This is a genomic window from Streptomyces ochraceiscleroticus (assembly GCF_000720485.1).
GTDB lineage: Bacteria > Actinomycetota > Actinomycetes > Streptomycetales > Streptomycetaceae > Streptomyces > Streptomyces ochraceiscleroticus.
The window spans coordinates 41,533-60,225 of sequence record NZ_JOAX01000004.1 but is presented as its reverse complement, the minus strand read 5'-3'; the positions used below and the strand labels follow the sequence as shown (position 1 = coordinate 60,225).

17 protein-coding genes and 1 pseudogene are annotated in these 18,693 nt (G+C 68.1%); 12 read left to right on the top strand and 6 right to left on the bottom strand.

The window, feature by feature from the left end:
• Positions 1-54: 54 nt before the first annotated feature.
• Positions 55-1,113, top strand: a complete 1,059-nt coding sequence (locus IG84_RS0106165; protein ID WP_031052204.1) for an inorganic phosphate transporter — start codon at positions 55-57, stop codon at positions 1,111-1,113.
• A 103-nt stretch (positions 1,114-1,216) separates the two neighbouring features.
• Here the strand turns inward: IG84_RS0106165 and IG84_RS0106160 are convergent, their stop codons facing one another.
• From IG84_RS0106160 to IG84_RS0106150, 3 genes are all read right to left on the bottom strand, one after another.
• Positions 1,217-1,594, bottom strand: a complete 378-nt coding sequence (locus IG84_RS0106160) for an ArsR/SmtB family transcription factor (protein WP_031052202.1) — start codon at positions 1,592-1,594, stop codon at positions 1,217-1,219.
• Positions 1,595-1,695: 101 nt separating this feature from the next.
• Positions 1,696-2,676, bottom strand: coding sequence for a thioredoxin-disulfide reductase (gene trxB, locus IG84_RS0106155; RefSeq protein WP_031052200.1), 981 nt, complete (start codon positions 2,674-2,676; stop codon positions 1,696-1,698).
• Positions 2,673-3,086, bottom strand: coding sequence for an arsenate reductase ArsC (locus tag IG84_RS0106150; RefSeq protein ID WP_031052198.1), 414 nt, complete (start codon positions 3,084-3,086; stop codon positions 2,673-2,675). Before IG84_RS0106150 ends, trxB begins: the two co-directional genes overlap by 4 nt.
• Positions 3,087-3,159: 73 nt before the next feature.
• Between IG84_RS0106150 and IG84_RS0106145 the strand changes: the two genes are divergently transcribed.
• The 5 genes from IG84_RS0106145 to IG84_RS0106125 all read left to right on the top strand — a co-directional run bounded on the left by IG84_RS0106145 (position 3,160) and on the right by IG84_RS0106125 (position 10,308).
• Positions 3,160-3,474 (top strand): ArsR/SmtB family transcription factor, encoded by a 315-nt coding sequence (locus tag IG84_RS0106145; RefSeq protein ID WP_031052195.1) that lies wholly within the window; start codon positions 3,160-3,162, stop codon positions 3,472-3,474.
• Positions 3,471-4,568, top strand: coding sequence for an ACR3 family arsenite efflux transporter (arsB, locus tag IG84_RS0106140; RefSeq protein ID WP_031052192.1), 1,098 nt, complete (start codon positions 3,471-3,473; stop codon positions 4,566-4,568). Before IG84_RS0106145 ends, arsB begins: the two co-directional genes overlap by 4 nt.
• Entirely contained in the window at positions 4,565-5,635 is a 1,071-nt protein-coding gene (locus tag IG84_RS0106135; RefSeq protein ID WP_031052181.1) for an ArsO family NAD(P)H-dependent flavin-containing monooxygenase, read from the top strand. Before arsB ends, IG84_RS0106135 begins: the two co-directional genes overlap by 4 nt.
• A gap of 212 nt (positions 5,636-5,847) precedes the next feature.
• Positions 5,848-8,328, top strand: a complete 2,481-nt coding sequence (locus IG84_RS0106130; RefSeq protein ID WP_382467406.1) for a molybdopterin-containing oxidoreductase family protein — start codon at positions 5,848-5,850, stop codon at positions 8,326-8,328.
• Positions 8,329-8,622: 294 nt separating this feature from the next.
• Positions 8,623-10,308 carry a DUF6119 family protein gene (locus IG84_RS0106125; protein ID WP_031052175.1) on the top strand — a complete coding sequence of 562 codons (1,686 nt, stop codon included), beginning with the start codon at positions 8,623-8,625 and terminating at the stop codon, positions 10,306-10,308.
• A gap of 32 nt (positions 10,309-10,340) precedes the next feature.
• Here IG84_RS0106125 and IG84_RS0106120 read toward each other — a convergent pair whose 3' ends face one another.
• Complete coding sequence (locus IG84_RS0106120; RefSeq protein WP_031052173.1) at positions 10,341-10,700, bottom strand: ArsR/SmtB family transcription factor; 360 nt, start codon at positions 10,698-10,700, stop codon at positions 10,341-10,343.
• Positions 10,701-10,802: 102 nt separating this feature from the next.
• On the bottom strand, positions 10,803-11,876 hold the full coding sequence (locus IG84_RS0106115) for a flavin-containing monooxygenase (protein ID WP_031052171.1): 1,074 nt from the start codon (positions 11,874-11,876) through the stop codon (positions 10,803-10,805).
• A 106-nt stretch (positions 11,877-11,982) separates the two neighbouring features.
• Between IG84_RS0106115 and IG84_RS0106110 the strand changes: the two genes are divergently transcribed.
• From IG84_RS0106110 to IG84_RS42030, 4 genes and pseudogenes are all read left to right on the top strand, one after another.
• The gene (locus IG84_RS0106110) at positions 11,983-13,347 is read left to right on the top strand and encodes an NAD(P)-binding domain-containing protein (protein WP_031052168.1); all 1,365 of its coding nucleotides are present in this window, start codon (positions 11,983-11,985) and stop codon (positions 13,345-13,347) included.
• A 5-nt stretch (positions 13,348-13,352) separates the two neighbouring features.
• Positions 13,353-14,690, top strand: coding sequence for an MFS transporter (locus IG84_RS0106105; protein ID WP_078648632.1), 1,338 nt, complete (start codon positions 13,353-13,355; stop codon positions 14,688-14,690).
• Positions 14,623-15,654 (top strand): annotated as a pseudogene (locus IG84_RS42870) (zinc-ribbon domain-containing protein); the annotation flags it as partial. The gene IG84_RS0106105 and the pseudogene IG84_RS42870, both read left to right, overlap by 68 nt.
• A 36-nt stretch (positions 15,655-15,690) precedes the next feature.
• Complete coding sequence (locus tag IG84_RS42030) at positions 15,691-16,803, top strand: zinc-ribbon domain-containing protein (protein WP_245659233.1); 1,113 nt, start codon at positions 15,691-15,693, stop codon at positions 16,801-16,803.
• 121 nt (positions 16,804-16,924) lie between these two features.
• Here IG84_RS42030 and IG84_RS0106100 read toward each other — a convergent pair whose 3' ends face one another.
• On the bottom strand, positions 16,925-17,371 hold the full coding sequence (locus tag IG84_RS0106100) for an NUDIX domain-containing protein (protein WP_031052164.1): 447 nt from the start codon (positions 17,369-17,371) through the stop codon (positions 16,925-16,927).
• A 4-nt stretch (positions 17,372-17,375) separates the two neighbouring features.
• Here IG84_RS0106100 and IG84_RS0106095 point away from each other — a divergent pair, with 4 nt between their 5' ends.
• Both IG84_RS0106095 and IG84_RS0106090 read left to right on the top strand, forming a co-directional pair.
• Entirely contained in the window at positions 17,376-17,789 is a 414-nt protein-coding gene (locus IG84_RS0106095; RefSeq protein WP_031052162.1) for a type 2 periplasmic-binding domain-containing protein, read from the top strand.
• Entirely contained in the window at positions 17,789-18,691 is a 903-nt protein-coding gene (locus tag IG84_RS0106090) for a carbohydrate ABC transporter permease (protein WP_037799417.1), read from the top strand. Before IG84_RS0106095 ends, IG84_RS0106090 begins: the two co-directional genes overlap by 1 nt.
• Positions 18,692-18,693: the final 2 nt, after the last annotated feature.

The window sequence follows — 18,693 nt, the reverse complement described above, 5'->3', positions numbered from 1 at the left end:
ACGGCCGGTACGGCCGGCCCTACGCCGCACCACGCCCGCTAGAGAGGCACTGCCTTGGAATTCCTCGTTCTCTTCCTCGTCCTGGCGCTGGCCTTCGCCAACGGCGCCAACGACGTCCCCAAGGGCGTCGCCACCCTCGCCGGCGCGGGCGTCGCCAAGGTGAGAACCGCCCTGATCTGGGGCACGGTCACCACCGCCATCGGGTGCCTGATCTCCCTGCACTTCGCCGGCAAGATGACCGCACTGTTCTCCAAGGGCATCGTCGCGGCCGAGCCCACCCCCGCGTTCGCCGCCGCGGTACTCATCGGCACCGTCGCGTGGATCGCGGTGGCCACCATCTACAAGCTGCCGGTCTCCACGACGCACGCTCTGGTCGGTTCGCTGCTGGGCGCCGGGGCGGTCTTCGCCTCCAGCGCGGTCCAGTGGAACTCCCTGGTGGCCAAGGTCGTTCAGCCGCTGCTGATCAGCATCGCCGTCGCATACGGCGTCTCGCTCGCGCTGACTTACCTGAGTCGTTTCCTGACCGCGAAGGTCGCCGTACGTAAGGTCACCACGTCCGCTCCTGCCGACGACCGTGGCGGCGTCCTGGTCGGTACCGGCGCCACTGCTACCGAGACGGTGACGGCCAAGCCGGAGCAGCAGACGGCCTCCCGCCTGGGCGCGCTCGGTGTCGCCCACTGGATCACCAGTGGCCTGACCAGCCTCGCCCGCGGTATGAACGACACCCCGAAGATCGTGGCCATCGGGTCCTTCGCGCTGGTCTCCGGGATGTCCACGACGTCGCTCGCCATCGGTGTGACCGCGGCGATGGCGGTCGGCGGCCTGCTGGTGGGTTCCCGGATCGCGGACAAGATGGCCAACGACGTGGTCAAGCTGACGCATGTGGGCGGCTTCACCGCCAACCTCACTACTGCCGCACTGGTGGGTCTCGGCGCTTCGCAGGGCCTGCCGATGTCGACCACGCACGTCTCGACGGGCGCCATCACCGCGAGCGCCGGTGCCGGGCTGTCCCACGTCAAGGGCAAGACACTCCGCGACTTCGCCCTGGCCTGGATCGTCACCCCGCCGTTCGCCGCGGCCGTCGCCGCAGGGGCCTACCTTCTGCTCGGCTGACCTGTCGCAACCAGGTCAGCTATGCAAAGATCTGCCCCGGAAACCGGCCCCCGTTCCGCCATGTCGCAACCACGGCGGAACGGGGGCCGGCGTCTGTGCGCTCCTACGTCCGTACGAACACGAGCGAGTTGAGGAGCTCGGTGCGCTCAGGGTGGACCGAATACCACATCCATGTGCCGCGTCGCCGACGCGTGACCAGCCCTACGTCGGCCAGGACCTTCAGGTGGTAGCTGATCGTGGGCTGCGTCTGGTCGAGTGGCGCGGTGAGGTCGCAGACGCATGCCTCGCCGTCCGGGGCCGCCAGCAACATGCTCAGCATCTGCAGCCGGGTCGGGTCGGCGACCGCCTTGAGCGTCTTGGCCAGTTCCTCGGCCTCGGGGCGCGGAATGGGGTCCACACCGAGCGGCGGACCGCAGGTGGGGTCCTCGCCGTCGATCAACGGAAGCTGCGGTCTCGACTCGGCGTCAGTTGCATCGGGCATGTGCTCACCCTATGAAGGCTTGCCTTCCCGCGGTGGGCGGGGATGCGTCAAACTCCCCGCCCACCAGGAACATTCGAGACTCGTTCAGCTTCCGTTCACCTTCACAGCGCCGCCGCCTCCTTCTCGGGCTCGGCGGACTCGCCACCGGTGAGGGCGGCCAGGTAACGCTCGGCGTCGAGCGCCGCGGCGCAGCCGGTCCCGGCGGCGGTGACCGCCTGGCGGTAGGTGTGGTCGACCACGTCACCGGCGGCGAACACACCCTGGACGTTGGTACGGGTGCTGGGGGAGGCGACCTTGAGGTAACCCTCGTCGTCCAGGTCGAGCTGCCCCTTGACCAGCTCGGTGCGCGGGTCGTGCCCGATGGCCACGAACAGCCCCGTGACGGGGAGTTCGGAGGTCTGGCCGGTCTTGGTGCTGTGCAGTGTCAGCCCGCCGAGCTTGCCGTCCTTGTCGTGGATCTCAGCGACCTCGCTGTCCCACGCGAACGTGATCTTCGGGTCGGCGAAGGCACGCTCCTGCATGGCCTTGGAGGCGCGCAGGGTGTCGCGACGGTGCACGATGGTGACCGACTTGGCGAACCGGGAGAGGAAGGTCGCTTCCTCCATCGCGGTGTCGCCGCCGCCGATCACGGCGATGTCCTGGTCCTTGAAGAAGAACCCGTCGCAGGTCGCGCAGTACGAGACGCCGCGGCCGGACAGTGCGTCCTCGCCCGGGAGGCCCAGCTTGCGGTGCTGGGAACCGGTGGCAACGATGACGGCTCTCGCGCGGTGAACCGTGCCCGCGCTGTCCGTGACGGTCTTGATCTCCTCAGTGAGATCGACGGCGGTCACGTCGTCCGGTATGAGCTCGGCGCCGAAGCGCTCCGCCTGGGCCCGCATCTCATCCATCAGCTCGGGGCCCATGACGCCGTCACGGAAACCGGGGAAGTTCTCCACCTCGGTCGTCTGGATCAGCGCGCCGCCGGCGGTCACCGAACCTTCGAAGACCAGCGGCTCGAGCGAGGCACGCGCGGTGTAGAGCGCGGCGGTGTAGCCCGCCGGGCCCGAGCCGATGATGATGACGTTCCGTACGGTGGCGGTCACTTCGTCTCCTCAGGGGCGATCTCGGCGATCAAGCCCTCGATGCGGGACTTGATCTCGTCGCGGATGGGGCGTACGGCGTCCACTCCCTGACCGGCCGGGTCTTCAAGCTTCCAGTCCAGGTAGCGCTTGCCGGGGAAGACCGGGCAGGCGTCGCCGCAGCCCATGGTGATGCAGACATCGGATGCCTGGACGGCCTCGACGGTCAGGATCTTCGGGGTCTGGGCGGCGATGTCGATGCCGACCTCGCGCATGGCCTCGACCACGGCCGGGTTGACCGTGTCGGCCGGGGCGGACCCCGCCGAGCGCACCTCGACCCGGTCCCCCGCGAGGTGGGTCAGCCAGGCGGCGGCCATCTGCGAGCGGCCGGCATTGTGCACGCAGACAAAGAGTACGGAGGGCTTCTCGGACATCAGGTTCTCTCTTGTCTCGCGGGGTATCAGTGCGGGGTGGTATCACCACCCGCTGATGTGAGAGTATCAGTACATGATGACGTCAGTCGATACTGACCTGATCCGGGTCCTCGGTGATCCGCTCAGGCTGCAGATCGTGCAACTGCTTGCAAAAGAGACGCTGTGTACGACCCACCTGGTGGCGGAGACCGGCGCCCGGCAGACCAACCTCTCCAACCACCTGAAGGTGCTCAGAGAGGCAGGAGTGGTGGAGACCGAGCCGTGCGGCCGCTTCACCTACTACAAGCTGCGCCCTGACGTCATCGATCATCTGGCCGGTCAGTTCGCAGAGCTGGCCGCGTCCGCCCGTACGACCGTCGACAGTGCGCGAAAGAGGCCCTGCCCGTGACAAGGACAGCACCCCCATCCACCACCGAGGTGACCAGCACCGAGGAAGCGGGGGTCGTCGGCAAGCTGTCGACGCTCGACCGCTTCCTCGCCGTCTGGATCCTCGCGGCCATGGCCATTGGCCTCGGCCTCGGCCGGGCCATCCCCGGCCTGGGTGACGTGCTCAGCAAGGTCGAGATCGGTGGCATCTCGCTCCCGATCGCGCTCGGCCTGCTGGTCATGATGTACCCGGTCCTCGCCAAGGTGCGCTACGACAAGCTGGACGCCGTCACCGGTGACCGCAAGCTGATGGTCTCGTCGCTGGTCATCAACTGGCTCATTGGCCCGGCTGTGATGTTCGCGCTGGCCTGGATCTTCCTCCCGGACCTGTCGGAGTACCGCACCGGCCTGATCATCGTGGGTCTCGCCCGCTGCATCGCGATGGTGATCATCTGGAACGATCTGGCCTGCGGCGACCGCGAGGCCGCCGCCGTACTGGTCGCGCTCAACTCGGTCTTCCAGGTCATCGCGTTCGGTCTGCTCGGCTGGTTCTACCTGGACCTGCTCCCGCAGTGGCTCGGCCTCGGGAACGGCCAGGGCCTGGACGTCCCGGTCTGGCACATCGCGCTGAACGTGATCGTCTTCCTCGGCGTGCCGCTGCTCGCGGGCTTCCTCACCCGCCGCATCGGTGAGAAGAAGCTCGGCCGTGAGCGTTACGAGTCCAAGTTTCTGCCGAAGATCGGCCCCTGGGCGCTGTACGGCCTGCTCTTCACCATCGTCATCCTTTTCGCCCTGCAGGGAAAGACGATCACCACGCAGCCACTGGACGTGGCCCGGATCGCACTGCCGCTGCTGGTCTACTTCGCCGTGATGTGGGCGGGCACCTTCCTGCTCGGCAAGGCGATCGGCCTGGCCTACGACCGCACCGCCACCCTGGCCTTCACTGCCGCCGGCAACAACTTCGAGCTGGCCATCGCGGTCGCCATCGCCACCTTCGGCGTCACCAGCGGCCAGGCGCTCTCCGGCGTCGTCGGCCCGCTGATCGAGGTGCCGGTGCTCGTCGGACTGGTCTATGTCTCGCTGGCCTGGCGCAAGAAGTTCACGGCCGTGCAGTGACGCAGCAAGCTGATGTGGTGGTGATCGGCGGCGGGCAGGCAGGGCTCGCCGCCGGTTACCACCTGCGCCGCCTCGGCATCGAGTTCGTCATCCTCGACGCCCAGGAGCGGCCGGGCGGCGCCTGGCAGCACACCTGGGACTCGCTCCACCTGTTCTCCCCGGCCGCCTACTCCTCACTGCCCGGGCGTCTCATGCCCGGCCAGCCGGGGGAGACGTACCCGGACGCTGCACACGTCGTCGACTACCTCACCGGCTACGAACGCCGTTATGACCTCCCGATCGTTCGGCCCGTGCGGGTGGAGGCAGTCCACAGGGACGGTGGCTTCCTGCGCGTCGAGACCGGTGCCGGTACCTGGCGCGCGCGGGCAGTGGTGAGTGCCACCGGTACCTGGTGGCGGCCGTTCCTGCCCGCGATTCCCGGCGCAGAGGTCTTCCGGGGGACTCAGCTGCACACGGTCGGCTACCGCAGCCCCAAGGACTTCGAGGACCAGCGAGTGGTCGTGGTCGGTGGTGGCAACTCCGGTGCGCAGATCGCCGCCGATCTGGCCGAGCACACCGAGCTGACCTGGGTGACCAAGCAGCCCCCGCGCTACCTCGCTGACGACATCGACGGCCGCGCCCTCTTCGACGCGGCCACCGCCCGCCGCCGCGCACTGGACGCGGGGGAGGGGGACACCGGAGGCGTGGCTTCACTCGGCGACATCGTCGCGGTGCCGCCCGTACGCGAGGCGCGGGACCGTGGACTGCTGACCGCCCGGCCGACGTTCGCGCGTCTGGGAGCCGAGGGCCCGGTCTGGGCCGACGGTACGCAGACGGCGGCCGACGCAGTCATCTGGTGCACCGGTTTCCGCCCCGCCCTCTCCCACCTCGCCCCGCTCGGTCTCCGTACGAGCAATGGCCGGATCCCCACCACCGGAACCCGCGCGGACGCCGAACCCCGCCTCCACCTGCTCGGGTACGGAGACTGGACCGGCCCGGCCTCGGCCACCCTGATCGGATTGGGCCGGCCCGCCCGGGAGATGGGCCGCGAGATCGCCGACCTGCTGGGCGTGACGACGCGCCGCTGAGTGCGTGGGCACCGTCCTCCCCGACCGCGGCAGGACGGTGCCCACGCACGTACATGCCAGCCGAATTCCCTGGCCTGAGCCGTACCGACCTCGCCAGACTCCCTACCAACCGCGATCGAGTGCTGTTGCCAAGGAGTTGTCAGGTGAGAAGAGACGAGCGAGGCGTGTCCCGCCGGGGCTTCGTACACGGGACTATGGCCGGCGGAGTGGGAATGAGCCTGCCGGTCCTCGGCGCGGCCGCCGCACCGGCCTCCGCGGCATCAGCCGCGGCCCCCACCGCGACGCCCGCTCCAAGCACCAAGCACGGCAACAGCACGTCGGCGCCCGACTTCACCGTACGGTCGGCCGCGCTGACCCCCGACCGTACGGTCGCCACCGCCTGCCAGTTCTGCAACGCCAACTGCCGTCTCCACGTCGACCTGAAGGCCGATCGCGTGATCGCGGTACGCGGTGAGCAGGACGACCCGGTACAGGCCGGTGGCCTGTGTGTGAAGGCCGACCTCATGCCCCAGCTCGTCTACAACGACGAACGGCTGACCTCCCCGCTCCGGCGGGTGTCCGGCAAGAAGGGGTCACCCGACTCCCGCTTCGAAAAGATCAGTTGGGAAGAGGCGCTGACCACCATCGCCCGCAAGTTCCTCGAACTGCGCGACGCGGGGCAGGCCCACACGATCGCCAACCGGACGACGGGAAGGATGCCCCGCGGCACCGGCTCGCTCGTCGCCCGCATGTTCGCCATGCTCGGCAGTCCCAACAACACTGATGTCGGCCCGGTGTGCAACGACGCCGGAGCCAACGCCCTCACCGCGTCCTTCGGTCTCGGCAACTTCACCAACGGCTACGGCGTCGACGGCGCCACCGGCAAGCAGGACCTCGGCGCCGCCCGCTACCTGCTCCTCCTGGGCACCAACCAGGCCGAGACCCACCCGGTCACGTACGAGTACCTCCTGCGCGAGCGGAAGAAGACCGGCGCCAAACTGACCGTCGTCGACCCCCGCCTGACACCCACCGGCGAACAGGCCGACCGCTGGGTCGCACCCAAACCGCACACCGACTACGCCCTCGTCCTGGGCATGCTGCACCACATCATCACCACCGACCGGCATGACCAGAAGTTCGTCGACCGCTGGGTCCTGGGATTCGACGAGCTGCGCAAGCACCTGATCGACCACCGCTACTCCGCCGCCTGGGCGGCCAAGGTGACCGGTGTCCCCGAGGCCACCATCAAGGCCATCGCCGAGGAGTACGCCTCCGCCAAGCCCGCGGCGATCTTCTGCAACGCCGGCATCTCCCACCAGCTCGGCGCCTTCGACACCTACCGCGCGCTCACCTTCCTCGCGGCGGTCACCGGCAACATCGGCGTACCGGGCGGCGGCTGCAACTTCATGCACAACACCTGGCCCGGCGACCTGCACCTCCCGCCGCTCAAGGCCGAGACGCCCAAGCGCACCGACGCCCTGCCCGTTGGCCCGGACTACTTCGCCGAGTCCATCCTCACCGGCCGCCCGTACCGCCTGCGTGCCATCGTCTCCCAGGGCAACCCGCTCGTGTCCTCGGCCAACTCCAAGCGCGTCCGGGAAGCTTTCGAGCAGCTCGAATTCTTCGTCTACACCGGCCTCTTCATGGAGGAGCCCGCCTACTACGCCGACATCATCCTGCCCGTGTGCAGCGGGCTGGAAATGGACGGCGTGTACATGCGGCGCGACGACCGCGCGATCCGCTGGCAGGAGCAGGCCGTGCCCCGCGTCGGCGACTCACGTCCGGACTGGGAGATCTGGATCGGCCTCGCGCACGCCGTCGCCCGACTCGACAACCGTCGACCGGCCGATGAATGGCGGGAGGCATTCCCGGAGAAGTGGCTGGACTACCGCGAGTTGTGGTCCGAGTTCGTCCGGCACACCCCGGGTATGGTCGGCATGACAGCCCACCGCATGAGCCGCCGTGCTGAGCCGCTCCGTTGGCCCTGCCCCAGCACGGACCACCCGGGTGTGAGCACCCTCTTCCTCGACCACCCGTCCTGGTATGAAGCTGCCGAAAGCCTTGATCCGCGGCACAAGAGGAAGCGCTTCCTCACCCCATCCGGCAAGGTCGAGATCTTCACCAAGGAGCTGGACGACCGCCTCTCGACGACAGGCCACGGCGCCCTCCCGGTCTTCTACACCCACCCGGAAGTTACCGGCGATCATCCCACCCTCCGCTACAAGTCCTTCTTCGTCACCAACCCGATCAACCCGCAGGCACTCACCCACCCCGTGACCATCGGGGCTCGCCCCGACCGCGCCCCGCACGGCGCGTACCCCCTGATGGGCATGACGGGACGCCCCAGCGTCGTCCACTTCGCCGAGGTAACCCACTGGACGTACACAGGCAAGCAGCTCAACGGCATCCGCCTCATCCAGATCCACCCACGTACGGCCCGGGCAGCGGGCATCGCCGACGGTGACCCGGTGAAGGTGGAGAGCCCGCGAGGCGCGGTCACCGGCACGGCCCTGCTGTGGGACGGCATCCGCGAGGACACCATCTTCGTACCGAACACCTTCGGGCCCGCTCAACGTGTGGGCGACATTTTCGGCGCCCCGCGCTACGAGCCGGCCAACACGCTCCCCGACGACGGCTACTACGACAACCTCTCCGGCCAGCAGGCGTACAAGTGCTTCGCCTGTCGGGTGACGAAGGACGGAAAGGCGGGGTAGGGGCTGTCGGCCTCGCCCCTCGGCGCCTTCCGCGTTCCCCCTCGAAGATCGCCTGTGAAAAATCATGGGCATATGCCGAACGCATGACAACCAACCGGGTTCCTCGTGAGTCTCATAGTCATTCAGAGGTGGAGATCCCGGTCAGACGGTGCGAGTCGTGGTGTCCGCAGACATTCAGGTGGTCTGCGGACAGCGGACGCGGAAGGTGTCACACGGCCCCAGGCTCTTCCTCCGGATGCGCGCGTGTCACGCCAGCACCGTACGTATCCAGGCACTGCCGGGAGGGACCGCGAAATGAGCAACGGCCAGAAGACGCCCAAGTCGAGCACGCGGAAGTCCACACTTCATCGGCTCAAGGTCCCCGACGGCCGCAAGGCCGAGCTCCGCGACCTCATCCGCGCCCACTACCTGGAGCGCGAGGGCTACACGCTCCAGGAGTTCTCCCGCCCCGGTATCGAAGGTCTGCTGGTCACCGGCGGCATACCGCGCCCCAGAGCGGACTGGTGCGCCGCAGCCGCCAGTATCACCGGACTCGAAGTGAACGAGCACAACCACTCCGCGGCCGGTCTCATCCTCATGCGCACGGAGCGCGGCATGTACGCCCTCAGCTACGGCGTCGGCTTCCACATGCTCGACCCGTACTACCGCGACGACGAATTCGGGTTGGAGTTCGCCACCCGATGTCTCGACGAGGCCGGAGTCCTCAAGGTCCGTAACCAGATCATGGACGGTCGCGGACGCGTCGACGAATACTCCGTCGCCCGAGGCGAGCGCATCGACGGCTTCGGACTCGACCGGTTCGGCGCCATTGTCCGCCGGCTGTGCGGTTCGGTCAGCCGCGTACCGCTGACGTCGTTGGGCCCCGGGAAGGCGCAGCAGGTGAAGGTGGAATGCGCCGAGTCGACGATCAAGCTTCCCCTGGCCACGGACCCGGAGGCATTCCTCAGCGACCTGCGCGCCATCGAAGACATCTGCGCACGGAAGGATCCTCTGCCGGAACTCGGATTCGTCGCCCGGCTCCACGCGCTGGACAACCAGGGCCGCAAGGCCCAGGAGGCCCAGGCCGTCCTGGAGAAGCTCCTTGCCGATCCCGGCAGCTCGCGATTGGCCCTTGGGGTGCCGGAGTCCTGCCAGGAGGCGTTCGGCTCGGCCCAAGCCTTCCGGCTGACCAAGGGGAAGCGTTCCAAGGAGCTGATGGACCTCGACCTCCCTGCGCTCTTGGAGTTCGTGAGGGACAAGGAGGAGGGCGACCGACTGAAGGCGCTCGGCGATATGCGGGTCACGATGTACAGCGACGACGACTACCGGACTCCGGCCGGCCCCGCCACCAAGGGCCGGGAGTGGCTGATCGCCGATGTCGCCGTCGGTAGCGAGCGATACTTCTACGGCCATGGAAAGTGGTACGAGGTCGGCGCGGGTTTCCTGGAGACCTTGGAGGAGGAGTTGGAGGAACTCTTCTCCAAGACGCCGACCGTCACGCTGCCGGCCTGGCCGGAGGGGCAGATCGTCAAGAAGCGGGACACCCACGACGAGGGCTGGTACAACGACAAGGCCGCTGAGGCGGACGGGTACTTCCTCTTCGACAAGAACACCGTGGTCACAAAAAAGTTCAAAGGCGGCGGGTTGGAGATCTGCGACGTCCTCGGCCCGGACAACCAACTCATCTGCGTCAAGAAGGCGACCTCAAGCACCGCCCCGCTCAACCATCTCTTCGCCCAGGGGGTGACAGCGGTGGAAACGCTGCGCAGTGACCTGGAGGTCCGCAGCAAGTTCCTTGAACAGGTAGCCACCCACACTCCCCGTCACCGACTGCTCGAGGACTTCGGCACACTCCGGGTCGTCTTCGCGATCCTCCTCAAGGACGGCCAGGACATCGCGGTGGATTCCCTGTTCGCCTTCGCTCAGGTATCCCTGCTCCAATCGGTCCGACGACTGCGCGCGATGAACGCGGAGGTTGAGATCGTCGCCATTCGGCGGTGAGGGATCGATTCCTCGGCGCGCGAGGCGGGCCGTCAGTCGGCAGCGGTCAGTAGCTGCCCCATGGCGGCCAGCACGCTGGGGGCGACCTTGTAGTAGACCCACGTGCCACGGCGCTCGGAGGTCAGTAGACCGGCCTCCCGGAGCTTCTTCAGGTGATGGGACACGGTGGGCTGGGAGACGCCGACGTCGGAGATGTCGCAGACACACGCCTCCCCGCCCTCGTGCGACGCCACCAGCGAGAACAGTCGGAGCCTTACCGGGTCGCCGAGGGCCTTGAACATCTTCGCGGTCCGCTCTGCCTCCTCCGCGGTCAGCGGACGCTCGGTGAGCGGCGGGCAGCACGGCGCCACGGCCTCCGGCTCCAGCATCGGCAGTGCCTTGGTGTTCGACATACATCTATGTTGGCATACGTCGAATCAGTCGGCGAGGGGCGGAGTCGCACGCCAGGGCTGCGGGCCAGGCCCTACCCCTCACCTGCCCGTGGAGGGTGGACGTCAGAGGCCGGCAGCGGCCGGTGCCTTGCGTATGTGTGCGATCAGCGGGTCGATCACGTAGTCCGCATCCCTGCCCACTCCGCGCAGTGTGTTGGAGGCGAAGGACCGCTGGAATTCCAGGCCGAGGTACACCAGCCCGGGATGGGTGGCGGAGATGCCTCCGCTGTGGAGCGGGGCGCCCTGCGCATCCATGGCGCCGAGCTTGGTCAGGTAGGGCAGGTTCGGTCGGTATCCCGTGGCAAGCAGCACCACGTCGACCTGCTCTCTTGTGCCGTCGGACCACACGACCGCGTCACCATCCAGTGAGGCGAACATGGGGCGCCGCTCCAGGCGTCCTGCCTCCAGGGCGCTGCCGTAGAGACCGGCATCCAGGACGAGGGTGCCTCCGACGTAGTGGATGAGCCACTCGGGCGGCAGGTGGTCGAAACCGGTGGTGGTCAGCCAGTGGTGCAGGTCCTTGCCGTCGCGCAGCTGCGGCAGGAACCGGATCGGGGCACGGCTGACCAGGGTCACCGTGGCGTGTGTTGTCAGCTCGTAGCCGACCTGGACCGCGGAATTGCCGCCACCCACGACGACGATCCGCTTGCCCGCGTACCGCGCCGGGTGACGGTAGTCGGCGACGTGCAGCAGCTCGCCGGTGAATTCCGACTGTCCCGGCAGGTCGGGCAGTAGCGGGTTGCCGAAGGCGCCGGTCGCCGCGACGATGCCGGCCGCGCCGATGCTGCGACCGTCGGCGGTGCGCAGTGTGAAACCGGCACCGTTGCTCTCCACGCGCTCGACGCGGGTGTTGGTGCGGATGTCGACGTCCAGGCGGTCGGCGTAGCGGGTGAGGTACTCGACGACCTCGTCGCGGTGCGGGTAACGATCTCCGTCGCCGCCGAACGGCAAGCCCGGCAGGGCGCTGTACTGCGCAGGCGAGAACAGCGTGAGGCTGTCGTAGTAGTCGGGCCACGAGCCGGTCGCCTGCCCGGATGCCTCCAGCACCACGGGGGCGACGCCTCTCTGACGGAGGGCGTGTGCTGCGGCCAGCCCGGACTGCCCGCCCCCGATCACTGCCACATCGACGTGCTCCATGAATCGAACCTCCTGGATTCGATGAATGTCTATGTTGACGTCTATCAATACAGGTGCCATGCTGGCAGTGCAACCCATCGACGGGTGTCGAATCGAAGGAGTCGTCGTGAACGCGCCCACCACTGATTTGCCTGTCGTGGTCGTTGGGGCTGGCCCGATCGGCCTGGCCGCCGCTGCTCACCTCATCGAGCGCGGCCTGGAACCGCTGGTGCTGGAGGCCGGTGCCAGCGCCGGCGCGGCGGTGCGGGAGTGGGGCCACGTCCGGCTCTTCTCGCCCTGGGCCGAGGTCGTCGACCCCGCCGCCGAGAAGCTGCTCGCGCCCACCGGCTGGGTTCGGCCGGACGGTGCCGCCTATCCCTCCGGCGCGGACTGGGTCGAGCGGTACCTCCAGCCGCTGGCGGCCGTCCTCGGTGACAAGGTCCGCTTCGGCACCCGCGTCACGGGTGTATCCCGCGTCGGCCGCGACCGCGTCGTGGACTCCGGCCGGGAGGAGCAGCCCTTCACCGTTCACGTCACTCACGCCGACGGCACCGAGGAGCGCCTCACTGCCCGCGCCGTGATTGACGCCTCCGGTACCTGGACCGCCCCCAGCCCGCTGGGCGGCGACGGGCTCCCTGCTCTCGGTGAGCGAGCGGCCGCCGACCGTATTTCCTACCGCGTCCCCGACCTCAAGGACCCGGCCGTCCGCGCCCGTTACGCGGGAAAGCGCACCGCCGTCATCGGTTCCGGCGCCTCAGCCTTTACCGCCCTCGCCTACCTGGCCGACCTCGCCAAGGAAGCCCCCGGTACGCACACCACCTGGATCCTGCGGCGCGGCATCAGCGGCTCCACCTTCGGCGGCGGCGAGGCCGACCAGCTCCCGGCCCGCGGCGCCCTGGGCCTGCGTGCCAAGGCCGCCGTGGACGAGGGATACGCCGACGCCGTCACCGGCTTCCGGACCCGTGAGGTCGGGAAGTCCGGTGAGCAGCTCGTCCTCGTCGCCGATGACGGCCGCCGCCTCGCTCCCGTCGACGAGATCATCGCCCTTACCGGCTTCCGCCCCGACCTTAGTTTCCTGGACGAGCTCCGCCTCGGCCTCGACGAGCGCCTCCAGGCCCCGGTAGAGCTGGCGCCCCTCATCGACCCCAATGTGCACTCTTGCGGCACGGTCTACCCGCACGGCGTCAAGGAGCTCTCCCACCCCGAGCAGGGCATCTACCTTGTGGGGATGAAGAGTTACGGCCGCGCCCCGACGTTCCTCGCGATGACCGGGTACGAGCAGGTCCGTTCCATTGCCGCCGCCCTGGCCGGCGACCAGGAGGCCGCCGAGCGCGTGGAGCTGACCCTGCCGGAGACCGGAGTGTGCGGGGGAGCGGGCCTCTTCGACGAGCCGGAGGCCGCCGAGGCGGACCAGTCCGGCGGGGGCTGCTGCGCCGCCCCGACCACCCTGCAGATCGGCGTCGGCGCGCCCACCTCCTCCGGCGGCTGCTGACCGCAGTGACCAGCCTCGATGCGCCAGAGGCCGCGATCGGGAACGATGCCCGGCCGCGGCCCCGCGCCGTCCTGCCCGCGCTGTGCGCCACCCAGATCACCAGCTGGGGCATCGTCTACTACGCCTTCCCGGTCCTGCTCCCGCGCCTTACCGAAGACACGGGCTGGTCCTCGGGCGCCGCCTCGGCCGCGTTCTCCGGCGCCCTGCTCATCTCGGCCGTCACCGGAATCCCGGTCGGCCGGATACTGGACCGCCGAGGCCCCCGGGCCGTGATGACCGCGGGCTCATGTCTCGCCGTCACTGCCATCGTTCTTATCGCCGCAGCGCCCAACCTCCCGCTATTCGCCGTAGGTTGGCTGCTGGCCGGGATAGCCATGGCCGCGACCTTCTACCAGCCGGCATTCGCCGCAGTCACCCGCTGGTGGGGACCGGACCGCGTTCGCGCACTGACGATCGTCACCCTGGCCGGCGGTCTGGCTTCCACCGTCTTCGCGCCGCTGACGTCCGCGCTGGCAGACCGACTGAGTTGGCGGATGACGTACGTGGTTCTCGCCGTGCTGTTGGCCACGGTGACCATCCCCGCGCACGCATTCGCCCTGCGAGGTCCTTGGCCGCCCGCGTCACGGCGACCCACGCAGACGGGCGGCAACCACAGCAGCGTCGTACGCACACGCCCATTCCTACTGCTGGCAGCAGCCTTTGCTCTCTCCGGCTTCGCGATGAGCGCAGTCGTGATCGGCATGGTCCCCCTATTGACGGAACGCGGCGCCAGCCCAACTGCCGCCGCTTGGGCGCTCGGCCTCGGCGGTGCAGGCCAGACACTCGGCCGTACGCTCTACGCTGCCCTTGCCCGCCGTACAGGCGTGACCACTCGCACCGTAATCCTGATCACCGCAGGAGGTCTCACCACCTTCGCCCTCGGTCTGGTTCCGAGCCCGGTCGCACTGCTCGTCGTACTGGCAGTCCTCGCCGGCATGGTCCGGGGCAACCTCACCCTGCTCCAGGCCACAGCCGTCGCCGACCGCTGGGGAACCACCCACTACGGACGCCTGTCCGCGCTTCTCGCCGCCCCCGCCACTGTGGCTACCGCCATTGCCCCCGGAGCCGGCGCTGTACTCGCCGGGCCATTCGGCGGCCAGGCTGGGCTCTTCGTTGTGCTCTCCGGTGTGTCAGCTCTGGCCGCTCTCCTGGCGGGAGTCTCAGGGGCCAGTGCTTGTCTAGGAACTTGCAATCACCGCGATCGAGGTCAAGCGCCATGCGAGTGTGCATCCAGGCATGACGAGGTGCGGAGCGTTGGGCGGACGGATCTCAACTTGCGGGGGACGGAGCAGACTTGGGAGTGATGTCCTTGCGTTCGTGTCGTCGACGGGGTGCTATGAGGTTGGCCGTCTAGCAGGAGAGCTCATGTCGCTACGGAACCCTCAGCCCGGGGAATCCCTCCATGACCGTTACCCCGCCGTAGCGGCCGATTGGCACCATGAGCTAAACGGTGGCTTGCTCCCGGACGAGGTCAAGCCCTTCTCCACCTTGAAGGTGTGGTGGCACTGCTCGCAGTGTTCCCATGAATGGCAAGCGGTCATCAAAAACCGGACAGCGCGAGCTTCCCGGTGCCCCGAGTGCTCAGTACGCCTCGTGCGCGAAAGCCGCACCACTCCTGGAGCGGATGAGTCGCTTGCCGAGCTTGTTCCGGAGCTGGCGGCCGAGTGGCACCCCGAAAAGAACAGGCCGTTAGCGCCTTCTGACGTTAAGCCGAATCGGTCGCTGAAAGTGTGGTGGCACTGCCCGGCGTGCGGACACGAGTGGCAGGCTGTGATTCGGGCACGGGTTTCCGGCAGGGGATGTATGAGGTGCGCCGCTCGTCGCCGTGCCGTGGAGCGGAAGATAGCGCCTTCCCGGAGAAGGCGCCCACTACCCACCCATCTGCTTGCCGAATGGCACCCAGACAGGAACGACCGTGCTCCGTCCACGGTGACGGGCGGTAGCGACTATCGCGCCTGGTGGTGCTGTGACAGTTGTGGTCACGAGTGGCAGGCGTCCGTGGCCAATCGAGTGGCTCATGGTTCAGGCTGCCCGCCCTGTGCCCATCGCCGGCGTGGGGCAGCAGCAAGCAGTCCCGAGCCGGGGGAATCTCTAGCGGATTTGTACCCAGAGTTGGTCGCTGAGTGGGACGTTGAGCGCAACGGGGTGCTCAGTCCCACAGGTGTCCGCCCCGGAAGCCTGCGGGGTGTCTGGTGGTTCTGCTCGACATGCGGATTCGGATGGCAGGCAACACCGGGCGCACGGACTGCGCGGGGGGCTGGGTGTCGTAAGTGCGCGGCGCGGAAGCGGGCAGAGAAGCAGCGCGTGCCGCCGGAGGGCAGGTCGCTTGCCGACATCCTGCCGGGCGTGGCTGCCGAGTGGCATTCAACACTCAATGGACCTTTGCGCCCTGAAGATGTCAAACCGCAGTCGAATCGCAAAGCGTGGTGGCAGTGCCGTGACGGTCACAAATGGCATACGCGCATTGTTCACCGTGCCAAGGGTCAGCGTTGCCCGCTGTGCCTGCTGCATGGCACGTCAGCGCAGCAGATACGGCTCGCTGCCGAGCTGGCGGCTCTTGGACTGCCGGTGTCGGCACGGCACGAACCGATCAGGGTCACCGGGCGGCGAGCCGTCCGGGGTGACGTCGTTCTAGCCGATTGGCGTGTCGTTATTGAGCTTGATGGGGAGTTTTGGCACACCGGGAATGTAGCCCGTGACGAGGTGCAGACGAAGGCTCTACTCAGCGCTGGGTGGCACGTGCTGCGGTTACGTGAAGGAAGCTTGCCCGAGCTGGGCGTCGGTGAGATCTCGGTGCGCGTCCCCGCTTACGCCGACGCGTACACCCTCACGTGCGCGGCCGTGGACGGTCTCGCGCAGCTTGGATGTACTGTCCCCGAAATCCAGAGCTATCGCTCGGCCGGGAAGCCCATTGCCACCGCGCAAGCCGACATCGGCATCTATTCTTTGCGAGACATAAGCCTCGCCTCTGAATTTCCAGAAGTCGCCGCCGAGTGGCATGCGACGAAGAACACCACGACTCCTAGCCGAGTGGCCCCCTACGCCAATACGAAGGCCTGGTGGGCTTGCACCGCGTGCGGGCACGAGTGGCAGGCATATATCAGCAACCGCACGGCGCATGGTGTGGGCTGCCCCTTGTGCGGACGTGCTCAGTCAGATGTCGCCCGAGCAGCCCCCAAACCAGGCCGTTCTCTCGCCGACCTATTCCCTCATGTGGCCGCGATCTGGCATCCGACGATGAACGGGGAGGTCACACCAGCCGACGTCAATCCCGGTTCCAATAAGGACCGGTGGTGGCTGTGCCCGCGCTGCGATAGACCCTTCCTTTCCACGCCGCACAATCGCAAAAAGGCTGCTCTACTCTGCCGGCCATGCTCGCTCAGCCATCCACGTAAGCAACCTTCCCCGAGAGCGTGACTGGGTAGCGCGTTCCTTTTAGCGGTCGAGGTAAGGAATGAGCGCGTCGTTCAATAGTGCGGCAGGTGCCGGCGATCGGCCTCGGAATCATTCTGGCGTTTGAGCCGATCTACGGAGGTGGTCACCGGCTGACCTCTCGCGTGCCAGTCGGCTGCTGGTCGTCCTCCAGGTACAGCGGAGCCTCCTGCGCCCCGGAAGCTGCCCGCACGGCGGCGGCCAGGAGCGGCGCGTTCGTCCTGTCCATCACCGCCAGGGCCGCCTCGGGCTCCCACCAGTCCCAGCCGAGCAGCTCTCCTTCCGGAACGCGGATGCGGTCGTAGTGCCGCGGGGAAACGGTGGCGCTGAACACAAAGAGGTGGCACGCGCGAGGATTGCTGTAGTTTCCCGGACCCCCGCTGGACAGCCACTGCACTACAAGGAGGCGGCCCACTTGGACCGGTACGCCGGTCTCCTCCCTGCCTTCCCGCTCACAGCACTGGAGCGGTGTCTCCCCACCTTTGGGCCCGTCGTCGGTCTTTCCGCCGGGCATCACCCAGTGCTTCGTCCCAGCGTGGTGGACCAGGAGCACGGGGATGCCCAAGGAGAAGTTCGACACCTTCGTCCTGCCCACCGATCACCGCGTGGTGCGCACCTCCGGCTGGACCGAGGGCCTGTTCATCCCCAAGGGCGCCGCTCATCCGGAACAGGCCACGCGGCTCTTCGACGTCCTGCTCACCCCGCGCGCCCAACGCACCTTCGCGGGCTTCCGCACCCCGGCCCGGGAGCTCGACCCGCCGGGCGCCGAGGCCCAGCCGCTGGCCGCCAAGTGGCTCCGCTGGTCGAGGCAGTACCCCCACTACAGCATCCAGGACCAGGCGCTCCCCAAGGACGTCGCCGAGGCCTACTACCAGATTCAGTCCGACGTCGCCCAGCGCAACATCACCGCGACCACCGCGGCCGAGCAGATGCAGAAGGCCGTCAGCGGCTGGAAGAGAGGCGATGCCTGATGGCCACCGCGGCCCTCGCACGCTCCCCCCGCGGCGCCCGACGCAAGGGCTGGCGGCCCTGGCTCTACGCCGCCCCCGCCCTCGTGGTCTACCTCGCCTTCCTGGTCTACCCGGCCGCCCGGTCCGTGCTCATCAGCCTCACCGACTGGAACGGCATCACGCCGACCATGGACTTCACCGGCCTGGACAACTACCGGAGGATGGCGGACGACCCCGTCCTGGGCCTCGCCGTCAAGAACAACGTCGCCTGGGCCGTCGTCACCATCCTCGTGCCCATGCTGCTTGGCCTCGCCCTGGCACTCGCCCTCAACAGCTGCCTGGTACGCGGCCGCGCCCTGCTGCGCACCGTCTTCTACGCCCCGGCCGTGCTGCCGCTGGTCACCGTCGCCACCATCTGGGGCTGGCTGTACGACCCCAGCGCGGGCGCGGTCAACGGTGCGCTGCGCGCGGTCGGCCTGGGATCGCTGGCCCAGAGCTGGACCGGCGACGACGCGTTCGCGCTGTGGGCGGCGATGGTCCCCGCGATCTGGGTACGGGCCGGCTTCCCGCTCCTGCTCTACCTCGCCGCCCTGCAGAACATCCCCGAGGACCTCTACGAGTCCGCCAGGGTCGACGGCGCCGGGCCCTGGCAGAGGTTCCGGTTCGTCACTCTGCCCGCGCTGCGGCCCACGAACTACGTCATCCTCGCCCTATCGCTCATCGAGTCGTTCAAGGTCTTCGACCTGATCTACGCCCTCACCTACGGCGGGCCCGGGCGCTCCACGCAGATGCTCGGCACCTGGATGTTCTTCAATGTCTTCGCCTACTACGAGGCCGGTTACGGAGCCGCCATCGCCGTGGTCACCACACTGGTCGCCGTACTCGTCGGCATCCCCTACGTCCTCTCCCAGACCAAGGACTGACA